Raw genomic sequence first — 26,346 nt, 5'->3', positions numbered from 1 at the left:
GCTTTAGTCCCGCGCCGCCAGCGCCGAGCGGATCAGCGGGGCCGCCTCGGCCGGGTTCGCGCCGACTTCCAGGGTAAATGTCGGGACGGCTTTGACCAGCGTTGCGATGGTTGCCATGCGGCGCTTCTGCGCCGGCAAAAGGCCGGTCATGCCGGTCCTGACATTGTCGGTGGCAAGCGCCACCATGGCGTCTGTCCTGGTCATGGGCACGAGCCGGGTTTGCGCGTCCGCCGAGCGGGCGAGATGAAACAGTGCCGCAACCGGTCTGCCGACAGTTTCCTCGATGCGGATGATCTCGGCGAGACGTTCCAGCGAGACGGCCTGCTCGCCATTGGCGTCCCATTTGTCGCCAAGGCAAGGCGCCACGAAGGGCAGCATTGCCGCGGTGTGGCGGTGGACCTTCACCTTGCGCGGCAAGCCCCAGGCCGTGATGCCGCCACCGGCCAAAACCTTGAGGATCATGGCGTCATCCGAGCACAGGCCGAAACCTTGCGACGCCAGCGCCAGCGACGTCGTTGACTTGCCGGTGCCGCTCGGCGCATGGATCAGCACGAGCGCCTCGCGGCCGGGCAATGTCAGGCCGGCGGTGTGCAGCATGTGCTGGTCGCCGGCATCAAGTGCTGCATCCAGCACCATCATCAGCACCGTCCATTTGACCTTGGCATCGGGATGGACTCGTATCTCGGCCCAGCCTCCATCGGCATTGATCGAGACGGTCTGCAGGCCGGGAAAGACCAGATGAACGGTGCCGCCACCGTCGATCAGCCGGCAATGGCCGTCCTCCGGCACCTCGCCGTCGAAAGCGAGTTTTCCGGCAGGCGATTCCGGTAACTCCCGCGTCTCGACGATGTCGACGCGGAAATCGGGCTCGACCGGCCCGCTCACGCGCAACGTGCCGAGCAAGAGGTCGAAGCTCGGCCAGAGATCGGCCCGCGAGGCCGATATGCTGATGACCTGGCCCTGGAGATCATAGCAGAAGGTGGTCGCCGGACCGGTCAAGCAGCGTGCGCCTTTCCGGCATCGGCGTGATGGCGATAGATCTGCACCATGCCGGGGAGGCTGTCCGAGACCACCGGGCGGCCATCGAGACAGACCCAGCAATGGGCAGACATACGCGGCGCCTGCATCGACTTCGGATCGACGCCGAAGCGCAGATCCGGATCGAAGCCGGCAAAGCGCAGGAAGCGGTGGGCGAGCAGGCCCTCGCGCAGGCATCTGCGGTCGCGCATCAGCCAGGGGTGCCGGACGGTCCGGTTGACGGCAGCGACGATGTAGGCTGACGACAGGCCGCGATAAGGGGTGGGTGCGCTGAGCGGCGCCCATTTCAGCACCGATTCGAAGCTGCGGCGGCCGATCAGGGTCGGCATCAGCCGCGCGCTTGCCCATAAATGGACACGAAACAAAGCGCGCAGGAGAACGCCGTCCACCATCAGGGAGCCGGGTCGGCGAGAATGCCTTCGCTCACCAGTTCGGCGGCCAGCGCCGCCATGTCCTGGTCGAGCGTGCCCTTGTCGACCTCGAACTCGTCAGACAACAGGACGACGATCTGGTCAAGGCTGCGGGCGCCGTCCACCTTGTCGAGAAAGGCTTCGGTGGTGCCGTTGCAGGTGTAAAGCTGGCCGCTGCGCGCCAAGAGCACGACGGCGCCATCGCCGACATGCTGGACCGAGGCGTCGTCCGCCAGCCGCAGAACCATTTCAGAACCGATTTGGGCCATGGAGCCCCTCCACCATTTTCCTGGAGAGCAGATAGCGCGGCGATGCGGGTCTGTCCATTGCGCGGACGAGAGGGAGAACAAGCCGGCCTGACCGTTCTGTGGCAATCCGGCAACGCCACCATCCTCACGACACAGGCAACCGAAGCCTAATGGAGACATCCAATTTCAGATTGTGGTAACTTCCACATCATTCAGAGCCTGAGAACGGGGAAGCACCCCAGAAATAGTCGGTGATTGCGGCTGGGAATCACCGCCGCAAACGGTCAAGCCAGCTATCTCGCAGGGTCAAGGTGTTGCTTTTCTTACCTAAAGTAAGCTATGGAGTCGCGGGGTTTTGGGAGAGCATTGGGTATGCGTTACAACTGGGAGCGGGCGCCGACCGCGTTCGAACGTCATCGAAAAGCGTTGGCAGCCGCCATATTGATTGCGGGTGGCGTCGGGCTGATGCTGGCGGCCTTGCCGCTTTAAGACTGATATCCGACACGAACGCCCTGCTTTCTCCGGGCGCATGAGCTTTTTCTGCCTGCCACAAGACGGGCCGCGGCTTAGCGTGCATGGCCGGTTACGGCGATGAAGCGGCGGTCGCGTCCTTCGAAGCCCTGGCTGAAGCGCTGCACCAGCACCGCCACTACCGCCGGCCTGCCGGGCGGGGTGTATTCGTAGGATTCCGACAGGCTGTAGGAAGTCGGGCAGTTGCGCGAGCCCGGCACGGCCTTGTCCTCGTGCAGCACCTTGAACGGCTTGCCGTCCTGCCCCTGCAGCGACAGGCGGAAGCCGCGCGCCTTGCCCGTCTTGGCGCCTTGAAGTTTCTTTTCGCCCTGAAGTGTCTTGTCGCTCGGAAGAGCCTGGTCGCTTGGCTTGGCGTCATCGAAGCTTGCCGAGCAGTCCGTCTTGCTGTCGGCCAAAATCTCATCGAGCTGGATGGTCGAAATCTGTGTTTCGCCATAGAACGGCGACAGCCATTTCTGCGCGGCCTGCTCGAGGCGGGGGATGTCGTTGTACTCGACCGTGTCGTCCGGGAAGGTGAACCTGTCGGAGGCCGTGCGCGTGCCGCGCTCGGCGATGCCGTATTTGGCCAGGATTGGCGCGGCCTGCTTTGCGGCCTGCGCCCGTGCCTGCTCCACCGTCGTGGTCGCCTCTTCCGATTCATCGAGGACAAGGATCGGCTTGCCGCCGACGAACTCGTCTGTGCTTGTGTCGATGATGTCGATCTGCGACCAGCCGGAAACGGCAGCGTCGAGCTCGCCATATTGCTCGAAGGCGAAATATTTGCCGTCGGGGGAAAAGCCGATGATGCGCCGCGCGGCGGCATCGCCGGCCTGGGCGGCGAAAACGATCGTCAACAGCAGCGCTGCTCCAACGGCAGATCCAACCCCGTATCGTACCGTCATTGCGCGCCCTGCCCCGATTTCAAACCCGGCCATGGTGCCTGCAATTTATGGCCAAGGCGAGATCGGCCAAGCGCCAAATTTCGGGAAAGACATGGCATTTGGGGAAAGACGTGGCCGGGAAAACCCGCATAGGCTATTGCAAGATAGAGAGTTTTCCCGAGGAGGGATGAATGGCGTCACGCTACCACGAGGTCTATGACGGCTGGAAACGCGACCCAGAACAATTCTGGGCCGCTGCGGCCGAGGCGATCGACTGGTATTCGCCGTGGACCAGCGTCTTCGATGCCAAGGCGGGCGTTTACGGGCGCTGGTTCAACGGCGCCAGCTGCAACACCTGCTTCAACGCTCTCGATCGCCATGTCGCAAGCGGCCGCGCCGACCAGATCGCACTTATCTACGACAGCGCGATCACCGGCACGGTCAAGAAATTCACCTATGCCGAATTGAAGCGCGAAGTGGTAGCGCTGACTTCGGTGCTCAAGAACCGCGGCATTCACAAAGGCGACCGCGTCATCATCTACATGCCGATGGTGGCCGAAGCGGCGGTCGCGATGCTTGCCTGTGCCCGCATCGGCGCGGTGCATTCGGTGGTGTTCGGCGGCTTTGCCTCGCACGAGCTCGCCACCCGCATCGACGACGCCAAGCCGAAGCTGGTCATCTCCGCGTCCTGCGGCCTGGAGCCTGGACGTGTCGTGGCCTACAAGCCGCTGCTCGACAAGGCGATCGAAATGTCCCGCCACAAGCCGGACGCCTGCCTGATCCTGCAGCGCGACCAGCTGCGCTGCGATCTGAGGGAGCATTACGATATCGATTTTGCCGACGCCGTTGCCCGCGAGCGCGCCGCGGGCGCCAACGTCGATTGCGTTCCGGTGCTCGCCACCGACCCGCTCTACATCATCTACACCTCCGGCACGACCGGCCAGCCTAAGGGCATCGTGCGCGACAATGGCGGCCACATGGTCGCGCTCAAATGGACGATGGAAAACGAGTTCGGCGTCAGACCGGGCGAAGTGTTCTGGGCGGCCTCCGATGTCGGCTGGGTGGTCGGCCATTCCTACATCGTTTACGGACCGCTGCTGCATGGTGCGACAAGCGTGCTGTTCGAGGGCAAGCCGATCGGCACACCCGACGCCGGCACCTATTGGCGCGTGATCGCCGAACACGGCGTGGTCGCGCTGTTCACCGCGCCGACAGCCTTCCGCGCCATCAAGGGGCAGGACCCCAAGGGCGAATTCGTGCCGAAATACGATCTGTCGAAATTCCGCACTCTGTTCCTGGCCGGCGAACGCGCAGACCCGGAAACCATCAAATGGGCGGAGCAGAAACTCAACGTGCCGGTGGTCGATCATTGGTGGCAGACCGAGACCGGCTCGCCGATGACCATCAACCCGGCGGGCCTCGGCCTGCTGCCGGTGAAATACGGCTCGCCCGGCGTGCCGATGCCGGGCTACGACATTCGCGTGCTCGACGATGCCGGCAATGAAGTGCCGCGCGGCACACTTGGCAATGTGGTGGTGAAACTGCCGCTGCCGGCCGGCTGCCTGCCGACGCTGTGGAATGCCGACGAGCGTTTCCGGCAAGCCTATCTCGAGGAATTTCCCGGCTTCTACAAGACGGCCGATGCCGGCATGATCGACGAGGACGGCTACCTCTATGTCATGGCGCGCACAGACGACATCATCAATGTCGCCGGACACCGGCTGTCGACCGGGGCCATGGAGGAGGTGCTTTCAGCGCATCCCGATGTTGCCGAATGCGCCGTCATCGGCGTCGCCGATGTGATGAAGGGCCAAGTTCCGCTCGGCTTCGTCGTGCTCAATGCCGGTGTGTCGCGCGATACCGCTGCCATTGAAGGCGAAGTGGTGGGGCTGGTGCGCGAACGGATCGGCCCGGTCGCGGCCTTCAAGACCGTGGTGACGATCAAGCGCCTGCCCAAGACGCGCTCCGGCAAGATCCTGCGCGGCACCATGCAGAAGATCGCCGACAAGGAAGAATGGACGATGCCGGCGACCATCGACGATCCCGCCATTCTTGACGAGATCACCGCGGCGCTCAAAGCCCGCGGCATCGGGGTCTGACGGCCCCAGTGGCGTTGTTTCAGCGATCCCGACCTCCCCGGCCGGCGCCGCGCGAGCGCCTGGAAATGGATATGAACGACGCCGTCGTCTACGCGATCGGCGACGTGCATGGCTGCTACAAGGAATTGCTGTCGCTGGAGCAGAATATCCAGCTCGACGCGCTGCAATTTCGCGGCCGCAAGATTATCGTCATGCTCGGCGACTATATCGATCGCGGGCCGCAATCGGCGCGCGTGCTCGACCATCTCTTGGCGCTGCCGCCAACAGGGTTCCTGCGCGTCTGCTTGGCGGGAAACCACGAGGTGGCGATGCTGAACTATCTCGACGGATATCTGTCGCGGGACCGCTGGCTGGCGGTCGGCGGCCTCGAGACGCTGTTTTCCTATGGGGTCGATCCGGCGCGGCTTGCCAGCCTCTATGCCTCGAGCGACGAGGTCGACCGGCGCGTGAAGGAAGTCATTCCCGCCAGCCATATCGACTTTCTGCGCAGCCTGCCGGTGCTGCTCTGTTCGGATAAATTCGTTTTCGTCCATGCCGGTATCAGGCCGGGTATCGACCTGGTCGCACAGGATGAGCAGGACCTGCTCAACATCCGCGACGAGTTCTTCAACGCCGCCCATCTGCTCGACCGCTTTGTGGTGCATGGGCACACGCCGGTCGATATCCCCAGGCTTGACGGGCGAAGGCTCGGCATCGACACCGGCGCCTTTCAAAGCGGCCGGCTGACAGCGCTCAGGATCGCGGGTAAATTCGGCAAGCTGATCTTTTCCTGACCTGCCGTGCTTCTTCGTTTGAGCGTGATCCTTTCCGAAAACCGGATCCGCTTTTCCGGATCACGCTCCTTTTCAGGATCGCGCTCCGTTCAGGCGGCGGTCTTGGCCCGCACGTCCGATTTCTCCAGATAGTAGGTCGAATAGCGGTCGAAGAACTTTTCCGAGCCGCCGAGCGAGCCGTATTTCGGCAGCTTCTTCAGATCGACCTTGTTGAGCACGGCGCCGACGACCTTGCTTGCGACGTAGGGTTCCTGCTCCAGCAGCGAGCGCACCATGGCGCGCGGCGTGCGGCCCCATTCGGCAACCAGCACGAAGCCGTCGACCAGCGGCGCAAACGCCTTGGCGTCGACCACGGGGCCGAGCGGCGGCAGGTCGACGATGATGTACTCGAACGTCTCCTTGGCGTTGTCGATGAAGCGCCGCATGCCGGCCGACGACAGCAGCTCGCTGGTATGCGAGAACTGGCCACGCAGCACGGCCGGGATGATCGCCAGCTTGGTCTGGCGGTCGACCTTGCCGACCGACTGCCAGGTCTGGCCGTTGACCACGGCTTCCATCAATCCCTGCTCGGCCTCCATGCCGAGGTTGCGGCTGAGGCCAGGATTGCGCAGATCTGCATCGATCAAAAGCGTCTTCGAGCCGTTGGCGGCCAGCAATCCGGCGAGATTGGCGGCGACCGTCGATTTGCCTTCGCCTGGCAGGATCGAGACCACGCCTATGACCCGGCTGCCCTGCCCTTCCATAACGACGTCGAAGGCGATCTTGGCGTTGCGCAGCGTTTCGGAGAACATCGATGCCGGCGCATCGACGCTGACCCGCATGCGCGCCCGTTTCTCGGCCGCCGACAATGTGTTGGCGCCTTTGGCATCCGCCGCACCGCCGTCGGCGTCCTTGCCGAGCCTGCCGCCGATCATCGGCAAATAGCCGAGGAATTTGAGGCCGACGCGATCGCGAATGTCCTCGCCGGTCCTGAAGAAGCGCTCGTTGAACTCATTCAGGCCACCAAAGCCGGCGCCAAGCAGCACGCCAAGCACCAGCGACAGCGCCAGCACCCTGGAGGTGCGCGGGCTTGAGGCGGAAAGCGGCGTTGAGGCATCCGAGATGATGCGGACCTTGCCGACCGGGAAGGATTGCTGCTGCGAGGCCTCCTCGTAGCGGCTAAGGAAGGTCTGGTAGAGCGTGGTCAGCGCCTGCGCCTGCTGGTCGAGTTCGCGCAGCTTGACCTGGCTCTGGTTGTCGATGGAGCTCTTGCCGGCCGCGTCGGCGATCTTCTGCCTCAGTGAGGTCTCGCGTGAAAGCGCGACTTCATATTCATTGCGATAGCTTTCGGTCAGTTGCTTCAACTCGCCGAAAATCTGGGTCGACAGGTCGGCCTTTTCCTTGGCCAGCGCCACCGCCTGCGGATGGTCGGCGCCGAAATTGGCCGTCACGTCCTGCAGCCGCTTGGCCACTGCGAGATAGCGGGTCTTGAGCGTTGCAATGACCGAGCTTGCCGGCTGATCGCTTGAGATGGCGGAATCGTTGAAGGCATTGTCCGAGCCGCTTTCGACGATGGTCTTGTATTGCTGATAGCGGGCGCTGGCGCGCGCCGTATCGGCCTGCGCGACGATCAGTTGCGCGGTGAGATCGGCAATCTGCTTGTCGCTGATCAGCTGGCCGTCGCTGTTGGCGGCCAGACCATGCTCGGCCCTGAATTTCTCGACCGCCATAGCGGCCGCCTGTGAGTTCTGACGAAGCTCGGTCAGCCGGCCCTGCAGCCAGACCGCAGCGCGCTCGGTGGCGTCGAAGCTGGCATTGAGCTGGTCGGCGAGATAGGCGTCGGCATAGGCCTTGGTGATGGCGGTGGCGAGCGCCGGATTGGTCGACTGGTAACCGATGGCGAGCACATAGGAGCGGCCGTTGCGCTGCGCCAGCACCTCGCTCTGCAGCTTCAGCACGGCATAGTCGTGGCGCGCCGTCTGCATCATGGCCTGGCGTGTCGCCTCATCGACGTTTTCCATGCCGGGAATCTGCTCGGCGGAACTTGAGCGGAAATAGCCGATCACGCCGCGCACGAAGCCGATGCCCTTGATCAGCGCCGACTGCGGCGGGTTCATGAACTCTGCGTTCTGGTCGAGTTTCAGCTTGTCGACCACCACCGAGGCCAGCCGCGCCGAGGTGATGATTTCGATCTGGCTGAGCAGGGCGGCGTCGGTCTGCATGGTGACGGATGCAGCCGAGATGTCGTCGATGACCTTGTTCAGGCCTTCGTCGATCAGCACGCTGGCGACCGACATGTATTGCTTGGGCGTGGTCTGCAGATAGAGCAACCCCAGGAACAGGCCGATGATGGCGCAGACCGCCACCACCTTGACCTGACGCGCCGCCATGCCAAGCAGGCGCTCGACGTCGATGAAGTCTTCACCCTTTTCCTGATCGGGGTTGGGCAATGGCATCCTCTTGTCGAGAGGAAAGCTGGCATAATTCATCTTCGATCCAATTCTAGGTTACAGGCGCCGGAGCGAGACGGGTCAGGTCCCACCTCGTCCGAAGCTGCGGAGATCGGGGGCAAGATATGCAACGCAAGCTTCATGCCATCGGGCGCCGGGCCTGAGCGGCCAGGCGTGCAGGCATGAGCCGCGCCATCGTCCAAACGCATATGCCCTCGAAAGATGGGCATTATGCGGCCACTTCCTGACGCTCATGCGACCGCACGAACGCCTGCAGCATTTCCAGCACAGGTCCCTTCATGTCGTCGCGCGCCAGCGCGAAGGCGATGGTCGCCTCTATGAAGCCTTCCTTGGAGCCGCAGTCGAACATGCGGCCATTGAAAGGCTGGGCAAAGAAAGACTGGCTTTTCGCCAGCCGCACCATGGCATCAGTAAGCTGGATTTCGTTGCCGGCGCCGCGCTGCTGGTTGCCCAGCAGCGAGAAGATCTCGGGCTGCAGGATGTAGCGGCCGTTGATGTAATAGTTCGACGGCGCATTGGCCGGCGCCGGCTTTTCGACCATGGCCGTCACCTCGAAGCCGCTGCCTGTCTCGGCGCCGCGCCCGACGATGCCGTATTTGCTGGTCTCGCTGGGATCACAGCGCTCGACGGCGATCACATTGCCGCCGGTCTGCTGATAGAGATCGACTGTTTCAGCCAGGCAACCTCGGCGACCGAACGACACCATATCGGGGAGCAGCAGGGCGAAGGGCTCGTCGCCGATGACTTCGCGTGCGCACCACACCGCATGGCCGAGACCATGTGGCGACTGCTGGCGGATGAAGCTGGTGGCGCCGGCCACAGGCAGCATGCTTTCGAGCGCCTCCAGCTGGGTCTTCTTGCCGGTTTGTTCGAGCGTTCCAATCAGTTCGGGGTGCAGGTCGAAGTAGTCCTCGATGACAGCCTTGTTGCGGCCGGTGACGAACACGATGTGCTCGATGCCGGCTTCGAAGGCCTCGTCTACCGCATATTGGACGACCGGCCGGTCGACCACGGGCAGCATCTCCTTCGGAATCGACTTGGTTGCCGGCAGGAACCGTGTTCCAAGCCCCGCCACAGGGATGACTGCCTTCCTGATTTTCTTCATCGCAAATTCCTTCTGAGCAGATCGATTTCAGCCTGTTGCAGGCCACGAACAAACGTCTTCATGTACTCGCCCTCCTTACCTCTCCGCGCCGACGGCAAACTGCGCCGCCACCCTTTTGAGGCGGACGGCGATCGGCATCGACATGTGCCTGACAGCCGCCGGATCACTTAGCGCGGTGCGTATCGCTTTCAACGGCGAACGCGCCTTGATGTGCTGGACCAGCGACAGGAACGATGCCGCCTTGCGCAGGCTGCGGGCGCGTTTGGCGAAGGCGGCCGCAGCAGCAGCGTCCATGGAATTGGTCTCGGCGAAGACCGCGTCGGCCTTGCGCATCGCCTCGATATGGTGAAGCTCGAGCACGCGCGAGATCGAGCCCGTGCGGATATGGTAGATATAGCCGGTCGTCGGCTCGACGACGCATTTTCCGCCCTTGGCCAGCGCGTTGGCGAGCAGGATGTAATCCTCGCCTATGCTCAGACTTTCATCATAGCGAAGCCCGTTTTCGATCAGGAAACGGCGCTGGAAGATCGGCTTGAGATAGCCAAAGTTGAACGTGGACTCGAAAACGGTGTTGCCAGCGATGTAGTCGGCGAGCGTGATTTCACGCAGGCCCTCCAGATATTCGGCGGGAAACATCGTCGCTTCGGCAATGCCGTCCTCGCGCACCACCTGGAGGTTGTCGACGGCGATCACAGCGCCCGCGCTTTCGGCCCGCGCGATCATGGCGGAAAGCCGCCCGGGCAGGACGGCATCGTCGGAATCGAGCACCGCAACCCAGCGGCCGGAAGCCAGTTCGAGCCCGGCATTCCTGGCGCCGCCAGGGCCACGATTTGCCGGCAGCGCAACCACTTTGACGACATCTTCGGGATAGGCTCTTGCAACGTCGAGCGTGTTGTCGCGCGACTGGTCGTCGACGACGATGATTTCGACGCTGACACCGCGCTGGGCCATGGCGCTTGCGATCGCCCGGCCGAGCGTGGCCGCGGCATTGTAGGCGGCGATGACAAAGGAGACGTCAGGCTGCACGCTTGCCCCCTTGCTGCGCGGAGGTGAGGCCGTATTGGCGAATTTCGCTGATACCGACCAGCCCGCTGACGACGCCGACATGCATGATGCCGCGCAGCACGCTGCGGTTGCGGCGGACCGGGCTGATCGCGGTCAACGCCGCCATGCCGAAGCAATAGGCGGCCTTGGCCGAGGCAAGGCAGACAGCCTTCGCACGCTCTATCACGCCTGCGTCATGGCCGATGAGGTGGCCGTGCGTCTGGCCGAAGCGGAAGCGGCGGCGGCGCAGCCAGTCGAAAGCGGCTCGCGAACGCGGCACGACTTCCTCGACCCACGCCTCCGGCGCAAAGGCGATGCGACCGCCGGCCTTGACCATGCGGTCGAAGAATTCGGTGTCCTCGCCGCCGCTCTGGCCGCGCGCCAGGCTGAAACGCCGGTCGCGCAAGCTGTCGGCGCTCATCCTCAAAAGGACGTTGCAGGTGTAGCCGGTGCGGATTTCGCCCTGCACCCAGACCGGCAAGGTCGAATGAAAATCGCCCTTGCGCATCCAGTCCGGCGCATCCGGGCGGTAGAGCGCCCGCACCGGACCGAGCACGGCCTCGGCGCCGATTGTCTCTGCCGCAGCGACCAGTTTGGCCAGCCATTGCGGGGAGGCGGTTTCATCGTCGTCGATGAAGGCGAGAAAATCGGCCGTGCTGGCATCAAGACAGGCGTTGCGGGCGACCGAGATGTTGCGCGCCGGGGCGTGCCGGTAGCGGACCACGAGCTTCAATTCGCTCGCCAGCGCGGTCACCAGCGGCTCGGCGGTCGGCTCGTCGTCATTGTCGGCGACGATGACGCCGATGCCGAAACCGGCAGGCATATCCATGGCAGCGAGCGACCGCAGCGTGTCGGCCAGTTCCGGCCGCCGGAACGTGCAGACGCAGATGTCGATTCGGCGGCTGTCGGCGACCATCATGCCACCCCGCGCTGCGATCGCGAGCCGAGCAGTTGCAGCCAAAACCCGAGCGACCAGCCGAAATGCATGACCATCGCCGAAATGCCCGCCAGCACATTGTTGGGATTGCGCTGGCTGATGGCGGTCACAGCGCCGTAGCCCAGACAGACCGAAGCCCAGACCAGCAGCGGCACCGCCGCCAGCCAGTGGATAAAGGAAAATACCGCGAGAAGGACGACCGGCGCCACCAGCAGCGGGATCATCTGCCGAACTTTCGGGATCATGCGGTGCTTGAGCACATTCTTGGCGCGGCCGCGGCCATAGCCGATATATTGGAAATACAGGCCCTTCAGCGACGAACGCGGATAGTAGACCATCTGCGTCTTGCCGCTCATCCAGATTCGGTAGCCTGCCCGGCGCAGGCGGTAGTCGAGTTCGGCATCCTCATTGTGGCTGAAGGTCTCGTCATAGCCGCCGACCGCGGTGAAGGCCGAGATCCGGATCAGCGCGTGATGGCCGTGGTCGACCCATTCGCCGGCCGAGAGGTGCCGGTGCTTGGAGCCGCCGGTGCCGAGCTTGGAATTCTGCGCCGCCGCGACCGCTTTCTGCACCGCGCCGCTGCCGCTGGTCAGCATCGAGACGACGACCGAATCGGCTGAAGTGGCGAGCGCCTCCTCGACCAGCCGGTCGCAATAATCGGCGGGATAGCCGCCATGGGCATCGATGCGGATCAGGTATTCGGCGCCGTCACCGAGGCTGGCGACGGCGAGATTGATCGCCGCGCTCTGGATACGTTTTGGGTTGTGCAGGAGGACGACCTGAGGGTCCTTGGCCGCAACCGCTTCGACAATGGCCAAAGTGCCGTCGGTGCTGCCGCCATCGGCAACGACGATGCGGGCGCCGAGCCTTAGCGCTGCCGGCCTGAGCTGCTCGAGCAGCGCGCCGATATGGGCTGCCTCATTCAGGCACGGAATGACGATCAGGCTCGACGGAAGCGCTTCGGTTTGCGTCATCGGCGCCTTCCCATACTCTGTATTTTTCCCATCATCAGCCATCGCTAAGCCAGCGCTTCGGTCACGAAGGGACCGGGGACCGCCGCAAGGCCGCGCAGCCTGTCGACAAAGGCGCGGCAGTCGCTGCCGTCGTAGCTCCAGGTTCGTGGGTTGCGGGCCAGCACGCGCGCCTTGGCCTTGCCGAAGTGCTCCTGGTCCATGCGGCCGAGCGCGGTTTCCAGGATTTCGGGCGTGGCATCGGAAAGCAGGATGCCAATGTCCTGCTGGTTGAGAAAGCGCCCCGTCTCGGTAGTGCCCATCGAGATCGGTACGGCGCCGAAGCGGCAGCCCTCATAGAGGCGGTTAGGCAGCAACCATTCCGAATTCTGCCCTTCCTCGAAGAAATCGATCGCCCAGGAAAAATGCACTTCGCCGTAGATCGCGGCCATGTCTTCCGGGTTGCGGTAGGGGCCACGAAAGGAGAGATAGGGTTCGGCCTCGACAAAAGCATGGAAATCCGGGAATTCCGAGAGTGCCGGACGGCCCCGGAGGACGACCTCGAAGCGCCCGCCCTGACGGCGCGTGAAGTCGGCCAGCAGCTCCAGCGAGCGGCGGCAGCGCAGCGCGCCGAACCAGCCGATGCGCCACGGGGGTGCTGCAGGGTTTTCGGCCTTTGACCTGTCATCCAAGGCGATCGGCGCGGTTTCGAAGTATTTGTTTTCGACCAGTTCCACCGGTGCGGCGACCTGCCCGAACGGCTTGAAATAATTGGCGATGAAGGCCGGTGAGCTCGTCACCAGAAGCTTCACGTCGCGGGCGAGATAACGCTCCGCTGTGCGCAGTGCTTTGCCCAGCATGTCATTGCGCAGCACCAGGCGATGGATGTCGAGGCATTCGTAGACGATCGGCACGCCGCCGCGAAAGGCGGCCTTGGCGCGCCTGGCCAGCGCCAGCATTTCCAGATTGCGCGCGATGATGAGGTCGGGCTTCGGCATCGCCGCAAGCTTCGAGCCTATCGACAGCGCCGCCTTGGCGACCGCCGCCAGACGCTGGCCGAATCGGCCGTCACGCGTCGCGCCGAGGTCGACCGGCTGCAGCCCCTCGACGTCGGGAACAGCATTTGTGGTCCGACGGAAGCCGGCCAACGTGACCCGCGCGCCGCCTGCCTTGAGCATTATGATCCGCCGGCGCACGGCCGGGTCGGAAACATCGTGCACAAGGTACAAGACATGCAGCATGAAAACTCGACCGCTGTTGGCCCACCCACGGGAATGCTAACCCAGCTTTTGCTGCATCGCAACATTTTTGGTGCGCCGTAGCATAAGTGCACGTTTTTTGTTGCACTGCAAAATTGATGCGTTACCCTCCGTCGGGCTTGAGCGCCGCTCTGACTGGTCACCCAGCCCGATGCAGCGATGAATTGTGACGCGAGCCGCATCGGGATCGTCCTGGCGTTGGTGTTTTCGGTCGCCATGCCCGTCCTAGGCACCGCAGGCCCCGCCGCGGAATCTGCTGACGAAATGAGGTATCCCATGAAGATCGTCGTTGAAAACACAGTCTGCCTGAATACCGGGGATGCGGCGATTCTGCTGGCGATCCGCCACATTCTCAAGACGATCGTGCAAGGCGACGTGCGGTTTGCCGTCTTCGACAGCCAGCCCGAGGTTGCGGAACGACTCTATCCGAAGACGGATTATCCCGACCTCGAATTTCATAAGCTGCTGTCGGAATCCCTGTTCCGATACAAGAATGGCAGCGGGCTGAGGGACCGGTTCAAGCCGATCTACAATCGGCTCGTTCTCCAGGCTCTGCGCTGGTTTGGCAGCAGCGCGCTAGGCAATTTTTTCAGCCATCGCGACCGGCGCGGTCTCGATATCTACGCCGACGCGGACATGGTGGTCACCACAGGGGGAACCTATCTCGTCGAGAACTACAATCTCGAACGACGCCTCAATCAGTTCAGGCTCGATGCCGTATTTGGCAAAGATCCGGTCTTCTTCACGCAATCCCTCGGTCCGTTCGACAAAAGTTACAACCGCCAGGAGCTTGGCCCGATCTTTGACCGCAGTCCGCTCATCCTGTTGCGCGACGAACGGTCGCGGACCCATATCCGGGACTTGGTGAAGGATCTCGGCAAGTGCCACGTGGTGGCCGATGCCGTATTCGCGTTGGCCGATACCGACAGGATCCGCAAGCGTCTCGCTTCCAGCCAGCCGCCGGCGTCGACGGGCCGCGTCGCTATTTCGGTCCGCCACTGGAACTACGTCAGCGACGGTGAGGGCGGCATGCGCCGCTATCTGGATTCGGTCCGCGAGATCGCCACAATTCTTGTCAGGGACCTTGGCAAGGAGGTGACCTTCGTCTCCACGTGTCAGGGCGTGCCGGAATATGCCCATGACGATTCCAAGACCGCACAGGCCATCGTTGCCGAGCTCGATCCTGAGATCGCCAGCCACGTAACGGTGGACGCTTCGTTCCACACGCCGGACCAGTTGATGGCGCTGGTGAAGGGCTTCGACTTCGTCGTCGCGACGCGCATGCATATGATGATCATGTCGCTTTGCGTCGGCACGCCGGTGCTGCCGATCGCCTACGAGTTCAAAACCAAGGAAGTGGCCAAGCGAATCGGTGTCGACGATGTGCTGCTCGACATCGACACCGTGACGCCCGAAGAGGCGCGCGAAAAGCTCGGCCGATTTGCGGGAAATCTCGACCGCTATCGCAAGACAAGCCTTCAGGCCGTGCTCGAAGAACATGCTTCGGCAATGTCGGCCACAAACCTGCTGGCGCCGCTGATCGCCGGCCGCTCAGCGGATATTGCGCGCGGCGTTGGACAGGGTGGTGAACAAAGCGCGTCGCGACTGCGGGACGGCAAGCATGAAAACGAGACCGATGCCGTAGTTGAGGGCAAGCGCCAAAAAGACCGCGAGCAGGTCTGACTGGCCCGTTAGAGACGCCGGCAACCACAGGTACAGGAACCAGGCAAGCAGGGACGAGGCGATGAAAAGCCCCTGCATGAGCAGGAAGTCGGCGGCGGTCACCGGACCGACGCGATGGACCAGTAGCGCCAGCACGGGAACGCGCAGCACGTAACCGCTGATGGCATAGGCCGCGGCAACGCCGACCGCGCCCCAGTGCAGGCCAACGACGAAGGCAGCGACGGTCGTCAGCGACGAATAGATGCCCCAATGGAACATGGTCTTCGTCTTGCCCTGACAGATGAATATCCATCCCGTCGTGCTTGAAACGGACTGGACCAGGCTGGCGATGCCCAGCCAGGCAAAGATCGGTGCGACCGGTGCCCAGCCCGCGCCGAAGAGAAGTCCGACGATCTGATTGGAGGTCAGCGTCAGCGCCGCGATGCCCGGCATGGTAACGGCCGCCAGCATCCAGTTGGTGCGCACATAGATATCGCGAAAGCGGGCCTTGTCATCGTGGATGCGGCTGAGCAGCGGCACCATGACCCGTGTAAGCGGCTGGTTGATGTTCTGAAGCGGGAACAACAGGAGCTTGTAGGCGCGGTCGTAATAGCCGAGTTCGATCGCCCCGGAATATTTTCCGATGAGAATGTTGTCGAGATTGCGCGAGAAGAAGTTGGCGAGGTTGAAGCCGGTCAGGTTGGCGCCGAACGACAATATATCGGCATCGACCTTCAGGTCCGGCCGCAAAGGCGTCCAACGCGCCACCAGCCAGGCGGCAGCCAGGGCGATAGCTGCCGAAACCGCCGGGCCGATGACCAGCGACCAGTAGCCCAACCCCGCATAGGCCGCGATCGCGGCGGCCAGAAGTCCGGCGGCGGCGCTTATCACGTCGTTCAGTGCGAGCTGGCCGAACTGCAGGTGCCGGTTCATCAACGCCAGCGGCACTGCGGCGAGACTGCCGAGAAGCAGCGGCAGGGCGGAGCCAAGGGTGATGCCGGACATACGTTGATCGCCATAGAACGCGGCGATGGCAGGCGCCAGGCCGGCCACTACCACGGCACTACCCAGCCCGACGAGCGCGCTGATCCAGAACACCTGGTTGAGCTGCTGGTTGCTGATGTCCTTGCGCTGAACCACAGCCTGCTGCAGGCCCAGATTCTGAAGCAGCCCGACGAAGGCCACGATCGGCCCGACGGAAGCCACCAGACCGAAATCCTCGGGGACGAGCAGACGGGCCAGCACGATGACGGAGAGAAACTGGATCGCCATCTTGAAGCCCTGGGCGCCGATGGTTACCAGCCCGCCGCGCAGGGCGACACGACCGAACTGGGGGGGCGGATTGGCGTTCATGCAAGCGACCTCGTTTCGCCAAGCCGCATGGCGATTTCCACGAAATGTTGGTTCAGCAGATCGGAGTTGAACTCGGCCTCGATCTTCTTGCGCGCTGCGAGAGCGATCTCTTCACACGGCTTCGGATTCTCGGCGATCCAGGCAAGCTTTCCGGTCAGCGCCGCAACGTCCCGCTCAGCCACGAGAAAACCCGTCTTGTGATCATCGATCAGTTCAGGGATCCCGGAATGATACGTGCTGACCACCGTCAGGCCGGCGGCCATCGCTTCCATCAGGGAAACCGGAATGCCTTCCAGATCGCCATCGCGGGCGCCGACGCTGGGCAGCAGGAACACATGCGCATCGCGCAGACGCTGTTTGACTTCGCTGTGCGGCCGGGGCCCAAGAAAATTCACCCTGTCGGCAATGCCAAGCTCTGCGGCGATCCCCTTCAGCTGCTCGAGAAGTTCTCCGCCGCCGATCACCGAGTAGATCCAGTCTCGCCGCGGCAGGCCAGCAAGCGCGCGAAGCGCATATTCGATGCCCTTCTTTTCAGTCAGGCGGCAGACCGAGATGAAGGAGAGCGTAGCCTGCTCCCATGAACGCCACCGATAGTCGATGTCACTCGGCCGCACCCCCATATGGTGAACCACAACCTGCTCCGGCGATGCACCGACCTCAATCAAGGCATCGCGGAAAAACGCATTCACCGGCAGTTGAAGAACGCCCTTTTCGAACACAATCTTGTAGCGCGCGAGCGTATTGTCATGCAGCGGTTCGCCGACATCACGGCCGTGAAATATCGTCACCAGGGGAGCGGAAATCCTCCCGCGCTTGATCGCGCGGGCCACGCGCATGCCGTTGTTGCCGAAATGGGCAACGATGACGTCGGCGCCCTGCAGTTTTCGCGCATGAGCAATGTCGATGGCGGTCGAGAGCTTGTCCCAGAACCTGCCGGACCACTTCCTGAGCAGCGGGCGATAGCGACCCAGGCCACCCCACCAGCATACGACCTTTCCTGGCAACGCCTGCCAGCGCGGATCATCGATGTTGCTGTCCCTGCCGAAGGACGTCTCGTTGCAGACGACGCCGACTTCCATGCCGCGCTCAAGGCATCCGGCTATCTGGTCGAGAACAAAGGTTTCGGACAATGAGGGAAACTTGTCGACTACAAAGCAGATCTTCATCGGCAGGATGCGCTCGTCCGGGGAGCCGGTGTCCCTTTGACAAAAGCCGGGCCGAAGACAGGGTGGCGGAAGCACAAGACATGCAGCATGGAACTCTACCGCTGTTGGCCCACCCGCAGGAACGTTAGTACAGGTCTTGCTGCACTGCAACATTTTTGGTGCAGTGTAGCAAGATTTCCCTCAGCTTGGCGTGCCTGCCGATCAAACGCAGAGGAGCAGTGTCAGCCGGCAGATGAAGGATCCGCCAAGCCCTCGGAAACGCCGACATGACCGGTGGGTGCATGCGCAGGGCTCGATGTGGCCAGTTGGGTAACGATCTGCGCAAAACGTTCATTCAGAACATCTGCGTTGAAGTCCTCCTCGACTTTGCGGCGTGCGGCAAGCGCGATACGCTCGCATTCGGTCGGGTGCTCCGCGGCCCAGGTAAGCTTGCCGGCAAGCGCTGAAATATCTCGCTCGGGCGCAAGCAACCCCGTCTCCCCATCCTTGATGAGCTCCGGGATTCCCGAATGATACGTGCTGACCGCAATCAATCCGGCGGCCATGGCCTCCATGAGCGCGACCGGAATGCCTTCCATATCCCCGTCGCTGGCAGTGATACTTGGCAGCAAAAAGAGATGCGCCATGCGAAGCCGTCTTTTCACCTCTGCGTGAGGGAGGCTGCCGAGGAATGTTACGCGACCAGCCAAGCCCAGCTCTACGGCCAGCTTCTCCAGATTCATCCGCAGAGGACCGTCGCCAACAATGTCGTAACGCCAGTCTAGCTGCGGCTGGGAGGCCTTGAGGGAGGCCAGGGCTCGCAAGGCGAACTCGACGCCTTTCTTTTCGACCAGGCGGCAAACCGTCGTCACGACCAGTTGGGTGCCTTCCCACGATTCCCAGCGATAGCCGATTTCGCGGGTGTCAATTCCCATATGGTGGACCGTCGTGCTCGCCTGGGACAGGCCGGCTTCCAGCAGCATCGTGCGGAAATAATCGTTGACGGGCAGGTTCAGGGTCCCATGCTTGGTCAGCCCGGCATATTGTGTCGCGAGCACTGCCTGCCGCGCCGGGATCGCCACGTCCGCGCCGTGAAAGATGGTTATGATCGGTGGTTTGAGCACCTTCCATTTCTTCAGTGCGGCTGCTCTCTCGCCGTTCTGTCCGAAGTGGGCGACAATCACGTCGCAGCGGTTCAGGCGGCGTGCAAAGGCGATGTCGAGAACGGTCGAGGCCTTGTATCGCAGACGCGGCGGCAGACGCTGTACAAATTTGCTGATTACAGCGGCCCATCGCCACCAATGTCGGGTTCTGGCGAGCAGCGTCGCCATCGGCTCGCTTTGCCGGTCAATTCGGTGGTCACCTTGCATCTTTTCGCAGACCACTTCGACCTGAAAGCCCCGCGCCAGCAGCCCAGCCATCTGGTCCACGACGAAGGTTTCCGAAAGCAGAGGGAATTCGCCGACGACAAAGCTCACGCGCATGACCCGCCCATAAGGTTGGGGCTTGCTCGGACCAAGCGGTCCATATCGCACAAGCCCTAATGTAGACAGGCAGAATACACGTTGATTGCTGCAGTGCCACAAAATATTGCACTGCAGCAATTAAAAGTGATCCGGACGGGCGCACGACGCCTGGACCTGGCTAACGGGAACTTTGCGCGACCACGGTCGTGCAGCGTCTCAGCTGAAATGCAACACGACGCGTTTAGGCTGCGCGCTCCAAACCGACACGTCTTGCGCGGTCGAGAACGCCCATGAACGTTGCAAACTGGCTGTCGGGGTTCATCTGCCGCCGCTCCGAAAACTGACGTGCTGTCGCTGACAGCCGCTTGTACTCGGCCTCATCGCTCCACAGCCGCCTGATCGTTGCGACCCAGTCGGCGAGCGGGGCGTCGTAGTCCAGTACCACGCCGCCGGCGCCGATCGCTTCCGGCAGACCGCCGCGCCGCGAGCCGACCACGGGAATGCCACTACAATGCGCTTCCGAGGCCACCCGGCCCCAGGCTTCTTCCCATTTGCTGGGCGCAAGCAGGATTTTCGTGCGGCCGTAGACCGTCTTCATGTCGCTGGTGCGGCTTTCCAGCTTGACGTTCTGGAGGGGAGAGATTGTTGCTTCGATCCGGGCTCGATGATCGTCGTCGAGCTTCCAGCTTTCGACGAACAGGAACGGGATCTCGGGACAGGCGGCGGCAATGCGCACCGCAAGATCGAAGCCTTTTTCCTCATATGGATTGATGAGCGTGACAAATTCACCGGTCGTCGGTGTGCTGTAGAACGCGGGATTGATGGTCGGCGGAATAACCGTCGAATCGATATCGAATTTTGCCTTATAGGCGCGCGCGGTGAACTCGGAGTTGGCGATATAGACCGCCGAATGGAGCTCACGCAGATCGCCGGCCAATTCGTCGAATTCGACATTCCTCAGATAGACGGTCAGCGGCACGCCAAGCCTCTGCAGCTCTCTGCCGATCGGCACCGAATTGTGGCACTGCACGACCGCGACATCCGGCCTCAACTTTTTGACGGCGAAGTCGGCCGCTTCCCAGGGGAACCACGCCCGTACAACCGGATAGCCCGGGAAATTGTCGATGACCGCGCGCTGACGAAGGAGCTTCATCTTGGCGCGCGCCCTGAAGCCGAACATGCCGTCGCCGAACAGCGCTGCCAGAACGGATGCCTCGTGACCGTTTTCGCGCAATTGCTCGACCAGGTGGTGGGTGCTCGACTGGACGCCCCCGCTGAATTGCGGCGTGTAGCCGGTGCCGCCTGCAAACAGAACTTTCATGAACCTGGCTCCGCGTTGTGCCGCCCTGCCTTCACGCCGCCATCCTGCCGATCGAGAAATACTCGATGCCGTGACGGGCGATGACCTTGGGATCATAGAGGTTACGGCCATCGAAGATGACCGGCGTGGTCAGGGCATCCTTCACCGCGTCGAAGGACGGGGCGCGGAAACTCTTCCATTCGGTGGCGATCAGCAACGCGTCGGCGCCGCGCAGTGCCGCCTCCTTGGTGCCGCACAACAAAAGGTCGTCGCGCAGGCCGTAGATGGCCTGGCATTCCTGCATCGCCTCGGGGTCGTAGGCCTGCACATTGGCGCCGGCCTGCCACAGCGCCTCCATCAGGACGCGCGCCGGCGCCTCGCGCATGTCGTCGGTGTTGGGCTTGAAGGCGAGGCCCCAGAGCGCGAAGGTCTTGCCCTTGAGACTGCCCTTGAAATAACGGTGCACCTTGTCGAACAGCACCGACTTCTGGGCATTGTTGCGCTCCTCCACGGCGCGCAGCAGCTTGGCGTCGAACTTGACACCTTCGGCGGTCTTGATCAGCGCGCGGACATCCTTGGGAAAGCACGAACCGCCATAGCCGAGGCCGGGATAGATGAAGTGGTAGCCGATGCGCGGATCCGAGCCGATGCCCTTGCGTACCTCCTCGATGTCGGCGCCGAGCTGCTCGGCCAAATTGGCCATTTCGTTCATGAAGGAGATCTTGGTCGCCAGCATGCAGTTGGCGGCGTACTTCGTGAATTCGGCGCTGCGCACGTCCATCACGATCATCTTCTCGTGGTTGCGGTTGAACGGCGCGTAGAGCTCCCGCATCACCGCCTCGGTGCCCTCGCTGTTGGTGCCGACAATGATGCGGTCAGGCTTCATGCAGTCGGCGACGGCGGAACCCTCCTTGAGGAACTCAGGATTGGAAGCGACGTCGAAAGCCAGGTCCTGGCGCCCGCGCGCCTTCAGCGTCGCGGCGATTTTGGCCTTCACCTTTTCGCAGGTGCCGACCGGCACGGTCGACTTGCCGACGACGATCTTGGGACCGTCCATCTCGCGGCCGATGGTCTCGGCCACCGCCAGCACATATTTGAGGTCGGCCGAACCATCTTCGCCGGGTGGCGTGCCGACCGCAATCATCTGGATCTCGCCATGCTTGACGCCGGCGGCGGCATCGGTGGTGAACTTGATGCGGCCGGCGGCGTGGTTCTCCTTGACCAGGGCCTCCAGTCCCGGTTCGAAAATCGGCACCAGGCCCTGGTTGAGCCGCTCGACCTTCTTTTCATCGACATCGACGCACACCACCTGGTGCCCGACCTCCGCCAGCACCGCGGCCTGCACGAGACCGACATAGCCAATTCCAAAGACCGTCAAATTCATTCGGGTTAATTCCTGTTCACGCCCTTTGGCCTTATATAGCCGGGCCGGTTCAGATCTACTTTATGCTGCTTACACTGCATGCCAGCGATTCCGGAAACTGGCACGGCTGGCCGAGCGCGGTGAAGGCGACGCGCTGCACCTGCATCGTCACCTGGCGGCCGGGGTCGGAAAAGGCGCCCATCCAGTTTTTCAGCGTGTCGCTGCCCCAGAGGCTGAAGAATATCTTCTGCGAGTGGGTCGGCAATTGCTCGGGATTGGTCACTTCCTGGACCAGCTTGCCGTTGACGTACCAGCGCAGCCGGTCCTTTTCCCAGATAAAGGCATAGTCGTTGAAGCCCTTGTCGGCGCCGCCTTCGACCTCGGCCAGCTTCTCGTTCTTGGGCTTGCCGGCGATGTAGCTGTTGACCTGCACCTTGGATGTATCCTTGGTCAGCACCTCGAAGTCGATCTCATACCAGGGCTGTTTGTCGGCAGGGCCGATATAGGTGAAGAAAGCGGCGTTGAGACCGGATCCGGTGTCGGTCTTCATCCGTGCTTCATAGGTCCCATAGCCGAAGCGCTGCTTGGTCTGGATCTCGGCGCAGGCGAACTCGCGGTCCTTCAGTTTGCGCTTTTCGAAGCCGAGCGTCAGCATGTTGTCGGAAAATTTTACCAGGCTTTTCGACCAGGTGCAGTTCTGGTGATTGCCGTTCGACCAACCGTCGGAGACATACCAGCGCGAACGATCGAAACTCTTGAAATCGTCGACGAAGGACGGTGCGCTTTGCATCTCCGGGGAGGCGTCCTGGGCGCGGGAGGGGTGGGCGGCGCCGAGCAGAGCTGCGGCTGCCGCCAACAGAAGCGCACCAACGGATAGAAGACGCGTTGGGTTTACAAGACGCATTGGCCGATTTGGCCGCGTCGAAATCATGGCATCGATTGCCGCCATGGGCGTCGTCTTCGGATCTGCGTTCATATCAATTCACCTTTGTGCTGTTCCGCCCCAACCCAAAGTCACCGATTGGCCCACATTGCTAACGGGCCGATCCCGATCCTCCGTCCCCGAACTTTCTCTTCTGTGTCTCGTGTGACCGTGTTCAGCCGAAGCGACCTGCGGGTTTGACATATTCCCCGTGCGAATCAGAACTCTGGCCATCCTCGCCGACGATCGCGTCGAGTGAATGACGCAGTTCCTTCATCCGGCTCGTCTGGCGCACCAGCTCGGCGATGCGCTGTTCGCAGTTCAGGATGGACTTCGTCAGCTCGCCGACTTCCGACAGCTTGCGTGCCGACGCCGAGCCGTTCTCCATCGACTCGACCAGGAAGGCCGCGTTGGTGGACTTCGACCGGTAGCGGGCCTCCAACCCGGTCTTCTCGGCCGCAATCTCGGCCGTGATCTGATCCAACAGCTTTGCCAGACGGTCGAAACGCGCCAGATCGGTCTGCTTGTCGCGCGCTGGGTCCCTGGACCTGAAGCCGAAAATTGAAGCCATCCGGTTGGCCTTCCAAAATTGCTGCACCGCAACATACAGTGCCATCGTCGGGGCGTGTAGGCAACCTCCGAGTTTCAGAAAGGCAATTTTTTCAGCCTTGCGGCCGCCGTCCCGGACTTGGCGGAGCCTACTTTTGCGCCGCCGTGTTGGTAGCGGCCATGAGGAAGCGCAAAGGCGGCACCGGCTGCTGCCGCGGGGACAGACCGGCGTGGCGAAACAACGCATCGAGCTTGTCGGCGGCCACGCCGACAACGATGGGAATGAAGTTCGACTGGCTGGCCAGCGCATAGGCGGCGGCAGACGCCATGCCGCGCTCGGCCTTCACATCGAGGAAATTGCGCAGCCGGTATTTGTCACGCACATGCCGCTCGTGCTTGCGCAGCAGGGCCTTGGAGCCTTCCGGCAGGCTGTCGATCTCGAGCAGTGCCAGATCCGCATCGGCGAGGCGCTTCAGATCCTGTGTCTTGTGGCGCCCGCTCAACGAATCGGCGCGCACGATCGCGCCATAGCCGCAGGAACGGATGACCTTGAAGCGTGCGCCAAGGGCAAAGGCGCGAGCGTAGAGTTCGTAATCTTCGCCGAGACGCAGGTTCTCGTCGTAACGCAGCCCATGCCTGTCGAGGAAAGCTCTTGATATCACCGGCTTGAGAAAGCCGAGTTCGCCGCGCTGGACACGCCGTCTGGAGATGTTGCCCTCGATGAATCGCTCGAAGTCGAGGAATTCCGGGTCCGCCGAAAAGGACGGGGCGACGATCTTCGAGACATCGGTCGCCGTATCGTCACGGATCAGCATGATGTTGTCGGCGGCGAAATCCCAGTCGGCGCTGGCAAACAGCTGGCGAAACCGTCCCTGAAGGAAGAAATCGTCGGCGTCGAGAATGCTGATGAAAGGTGATTTCGACCCGGCAATGGCGGTATTGCGGGCGAAGGACGGGCCGCGATTGGCGTCGAGCCGGATGACCGAAAGCCGGCCGCTGCCATCATCGGCAGCGCTGGCCACCTTTGCGGTGTCATCGGTGGAGGCGTCGTCGACGACGACGACTTCCGCCACCTCCGGCTCGCGCAGCGCCGAGGCGATGGCTGCGGGAATGGTCCGGGCCGCGTTGCGCGCCGCGATGATCACGCAGACCCGGGATTCTGTCATGGACATAGGGTGGCCTTTCGATTGCATAAAGTGTCGCGAGGCCCCTCGCCCTCCCGGCGCGCGGCGCCGGACCCCGATCCATCCCCCGATCCATCCCCAGCGGATCGGGACGGAACGTTATCTGCCTGCTGCATGACGACCCTCATCGTCACCGGCTTTCCCGCTCGAAAATCCGCCGGCTGAGGTCGGCTGACGCGGCCCAGCCGGCCTCGGTCAGATAGCGGACAGGTTCGCGGCCGCACAATTCCCACAAAACGGTGCGCCGTTGCGGCCATCTGAGCGACGACAGCCACGGCGCGATGACCATGTGGAACAGGTCTTCATTGCCGATGCGTGACAGGATCCTGGTGGCCCGATCCGACAGCAGCGTGCCGGCGCCACCAAGCAGCACATCGGCGGCGCGCAGGCCCAGCAGCAGGGTGTCAGCCAGCCCCTGCTCGGCCGCGTAGTCGAGCACAGTCTGCTGCTCGGCCTCGCTCAGCCGACTGGCAGCGGCCCGGATATCGCAGACATAGCCCGCGCATGGCTCGCGGTTGAACAGCGCCTTTGCGACACTGATGCAGGACAGAAGCAAAGTGTCGGAGGCCGAGATGAACGGCACGCTGGAGCCGGCGATCGCAAGCGCGCGCTTGCGGCGCAGGAACCCTTCCGTATCGCGCGGGCTGGGCGATCCCGGCTGCTGGAGCCGGTAATGGAGATCGACGGTGGACAATTTCCGACCTTGGCTGCGAACCATGTGCTGCTCGCCCAGAAAGCGCACCCACCAGACGGAGCGGGACTTGCCGGCGACCTCGTAGCCGATCGAGCGCAGCGCATCACGAGCTCTAAAGAAGCCGGCCGGCGACACCAATATGTCGACATCTCCGGACGGCTTCATGAAATGGTCGCCATAGAGCAGTTGCTGCTGGAGGGGGCCCTTCAGGAAGACGAAATCGATGCTGCTGCCGCGCAGCGCCTTGTCGATGGCCATCGAATCCATGATGCCGGACGAGTTCATCGCAATTGTGCGCCGGCGATAAGTGTCGAGCCACTCGAGCAATCCCGGCGGCGTCTCGCCCGCCGGTGGGCGCGACAGCGCCTTCAGCATGAAGGTGGCGACCTTGTTCAGCCTGGCGATATCGCAAACATCGGCAACGGAGATGGCCGGTGCAGGCGCGGCGCTGGGGCTCGCCCTGGAGGCGAAGAACAGCCGCAGGCAAGCCTGCACATAGGCCACTTCGTCGGCGCAGCCAGCGGCGCGCAACCTTTCGAAGGTCCCTTCCTGCAATGCCATATGCTGCAGCATCTCCGCAAAAAATTCGCCAGGCGCGTTATATTGCAACTGCGAAGCAAAGCATCGCCAAATTCATGCGCCGCGTCCAGTTTTTCCTTTGGCGCAATTTTCCTGCAACCTGAACGTTTCGCAACACAGTCCTACAACGAGATGCAAGGCGCCGCCTGATCGGGGCTTGTGGCGGGTACGTCAGCAACAATTTTTGTGGGAATGCGCCAGCGCCCAAGTGAGGAGCATTCGAAGGAAAATTTAACGTAATTAAATCAGATACTTAGTTGACGGCCTCGGACACTCTGCTGAATTCTCCTGAGATGTGAAATGCAAAGCGCTTTGATCACCATTGAAGGGAGTCGCAACCGAGAATTGATTAACGGCTGGTAAATCAGGCTTGACTCATAAATGCTGCCATGCAGCTATTGCGGTGCAGCAATAGCTCGCTGCCG

The 26,346-nt window shown here is 62.5% G+C and carries 21 protein-coding genes and 1 pseudogene; 3 read left to right on the top strand and 19 right to left on the bottom strand.

Translation table 11 applies throughout. The annotated features are described in order from the left end of the window. Positions 1-3 precede the first annotated feature (3 nt). From NKI37_RS11895 to NKI37_RS11880, 4 genes are all read right to left on the bottom strand, one after another. A complete protein-coding gene (locus NKI37_RS11895) occupies positions 4-999 on the bottom strand; it encodes a phosphoenolpyruvate carboxykinase (ATP) (protein WP_023694189.1) in 996 nt (331 codons plus the stop codon). Further along, complete coding sequence (locus NKI37_RS11890) at positions 996-1,430, bottom strand: lasso peptide biosynthesis B2 protein (protein ID WP_023668789.1); 435 nt, start codon at positions 1,428-1,430, stop codon at positions 996-998. The genes NKI37_RS11895 and NKI37_RS11890 overlap by 4 nt, the downstream gene beginning before the upstream one ends. Then, complete coding sequence (locus NKI37_RS11885) at positions 1,430-1,717, bottom strand: PqqD family protein (protein WP_023684213.1); 288 nt, start codon at positions 1,715-1,717, stop codon at positions 1,430-1,432. Before NKI37_RS11885 ends, NKI37_RS11890 begins: the two co-directional genes overlap by 1 nt. A 545-nt stretch (positions 1,718-2,262) precedes the next feature. Then, entirely contained in the window at positions 2,263-3,060 is a 798-nt protein-coding gene (locus NKI37_RS11880; protein ID WP_352790809.1) for a DUF2259 domain-containing protein, read from the bottom strand. A gap of 218 nt (positions 3,061-3,278) precedes the next feature. On the opposite strand from NKI37_RS11880, the gene NKI37_RS11875 reads away from it, so the two are divergent. Continuing rightward, complete coding sequence (locus tag NKI37_RS11875) at positions 3,279-5,186, top strand: propionyl-CoA synthetase (RefSeq protein WP_352790811.1); 1,908 nt, start codon at positions 3,279-3,281, stop codon at positions 5,184-5,186. Positions 5,187-5,257: 71 nt separating this feature from the next. Next, positions 5,258-5,959, top strand: coding sequence for a metallophosphoesterase family protein (locus NKI37_RS11870; RefSeq protein WP_352790813.1), 702 nt, complete (start codon positions 5,258-5,260; stop codon positions 5,957-5,959). 89 nt (positions 5,960-6,048) lie between these two features. On the opposite strand, the gene NKI37_RS11865 is transcribed toward NKI37_RS11870, so the two are convergent. From NKI37_RS11865 to NKI37_RS11840, 6 genes are all read right to left on the bottom strand, one after another. Further along, on the bottom strand, positions 6,049-8,427 hold the full coding sequence (locus NKI37_RS11865) for a polysaccharide biosynthesis tyrosine autokinase (RefSeq protein ID WP_352790814.1): 2,379 nt from the start codon (positions 8,425-8,427) through the stop codon (positions 6,049-6,051). Positions 8,428-8,617: 190 nt separating this feature from the next. Continuing rightward, complete coding sequence (gene galU, locus NKI37_RS11860; RefSeq protein ID WP_023668795.1) at positions 8,618-9,514, bottom strand: UTP--glucose-1-phosphate uridylyltransferase GalU; 897 nt, start codon at positions 9,512-9,514, stop codon at positions 8,618-8,620. Positions 9,515-9,589: 75 nt separating this feature from the next. Continuing rightward, positions 9,590-10,540: a glycosyltransferase family 2 protein gene (locus NKI37_RS11855; protein WP_352790816.1), complete on the bottom strand. Its 951-nt coding sequence runs from the start codon at positions 10,538-10,540 to the stop codon at positions 9,590-9,592. Beyond that, the gene (locus NKI37_RS11850; protein WP_352790817.1) at positions 10,530-11,477 is read right to left on the bottom strand and encodes a glycosyltransferase family 2 protein; all 948 of its coding nucleotides are present in this window, start codon (positions 11,475-11,477) and stop codon (positions 10,530-10,532) included. The genes NKI37_RS11855 and NKI37_RS11850 overlap by 11 nt, the downstream gene beginning before the upstream one ends. Next, positions 11,474-12,469: a glycosyltransferase family 2 protein gene (locus NKI37_RS11845; RefSeq protein ID WP_352790819.1), complete on the bottom strand. Its 996-nt coding sequence runs from the start codon at positions 12,467-12,469 to the stop codon at positions 11,474-11,476. The genes NKI37_RS11850 and NKI37_RS11845 overlap by 4 nt, the downstream gene beginning before the upstream one ends. Before the next feature lie 44 nt (positions 12,470-12,513). Beyond that, complete coding sequence (locus tag NKI37_RS11840) at positions 12,514-13,686, bottom strand: glycosyltransferase (protein ID WP_352790821.1); 1,173 nt, start codon at positions 13,684-13,686, stop codon at positions 12,514-12,516. A 177-nt stretch (positions 13,687-13,863) separates the two neighbouring features. Here NKI37_RS11840 and NKI37_RS11835 point away from each other — a divergent pair. Further along, positions 13,864-15,030: pseudogene (locus NKI37_RS11835) on the top strand (polysaccharide pyruvyl transferase family protein); the annotation flags it as partial. 225 nt (positions 15,031-15,255) lie between these two features. On the opposite strand, the gene NKI37_RS11830 reads toward NKI37_RS11835, so the two are convergent. From NKI37_RS11830 to NKI37_RS11790, 9 genes are all read right to left on the bottom strand, one after another. Beyond that, entirely contained in the window at positions 15,256-16,719 is a 1,464-nt protein-coding gene (locus tag NKI37_RS11830) for a lipopolysaccharide biosynthesis protein (protein ID WP_023684224.1), read from the bottom strand. Then, the gene (locus NKI37_RS11825; RefSeq protein WP_023736209.1) at positions 16,716-17,885 is read right to left on the bottom strand and encodes a glycosyltransferase; all 1,170 of its coding nucleotides are present in this window, start codon (positions 17,883-17,885) and stop codon (positions 16,716-16,718) included. The genes NKI37_RS11830 and NKI37_RS11825 overlap by 4 nt, the downstream gene beginning before the upstream one ends. Positions 17,886-18,106: 221 nt before the next feature. Then, the gene (locus NKI37_RS11820) at positions 18,107-19,348 is read right to left on the bottom strand and encodes a glycosyltransferase (RefSeq protein ID WP_352790823.1); all 1,242 of its coding nucleotides are present in this window, start codon (positions 19,346-19,348) and stop codon (positions 18,107-18,109) included. A 223-nt stretch (positions 19,349-19,571) separates the two neighbouring features. Next, complete coding sequence (locus NKI37_RS11815) at positions 19,572-20,651, bottom strand: glycosyltransferase (RefSeq protein ID WP_023668804.1); 1,080 nt, start codon at positions 20,649-20,651, stop codon at positions 19,572-19,574. 31 nt (positions 20,652-20,682) lie between these two features. Further along, positions 20,683-22,014, bottom strand: a complete 1,332-nt coding sequence (locus NKI37_RS11810) for a UDP-glucose dehydrogenase family protein (protein ID WP_023668805.1) — start codon at positions 22,012-22,014, stop codon at positions 20,683-20,685. A gap of 55 nt (positions 22,015-22,069) precedes the next feature. Then, positions 22,070-22,969 carry an endo-1,3-1,4-beta-glycanase ExoK gene (gene exoK / locus NKI37_RS11805; RefSeq protein WP_023668806.1) on the bottom strand — a complete coding sequence of 300 codons (900 nt, stop codon included), beginning with the start codon at positions 22,967-22,969 and terminating at the stop codon, positions 22,070-22,072. A gap of 121 nt (positions 22,970-23,090) precedes the next feature. Further along, positions 23,091-23,399 (bottom strand): hypothetical protein, encoded by a 309-nt coding sequence (locus NKI37_RS11800; RefSeq protein WP_488500351.1) that lies wholly within the window; start codon positions 23,397-23,399, stop codon positions 23,091-23,093. 214 nt (positions 23,400-23,613) lie between these two features. Beyond that, the gene (locus tag NKI37_RS11795) at positions 23,614-24,636 is read right to left on the bottom strand and encodes a glycosyltransferase family 2 protein (protein ID WP_023703574.1); all 1,023 of its coding nucleotides are present in this window, start codon (positions 24,634-24,636) and stop codon (positions 23,614-23,616) included. A gap of 142 nt (positions 24,637-24,778) precedes the next feature. Beyond that, on the bottom strand, positions 24,779-25,903 hold the full coding sequence (locus tag NKI37_RS11790) for a nucleotidyltransferase family protein (protein ID WP_023831204.1): 1,125 nt from the start codon (positions 25,901-25,903) through the stop codon (positions 24,779-24,781). Positions 25,904-26,346: the final 443 nt, after the last annotated feature.

The organism is Mesorhizobium sp. M0626 (genome assembly GCF_040320665.1).
In the GTDB taxonomy this organism is placed as follows: domain Bacteria; phylum Pseudomonadota; class Alphaproteobacteria; order Rhizobiales; family Rhizobiaceae; genus Mesorhizobium.
Note: the sequence above shows the minus strand (reverse complement) of the source record. Positions and strands in the feature narration are given on the sequence as shown.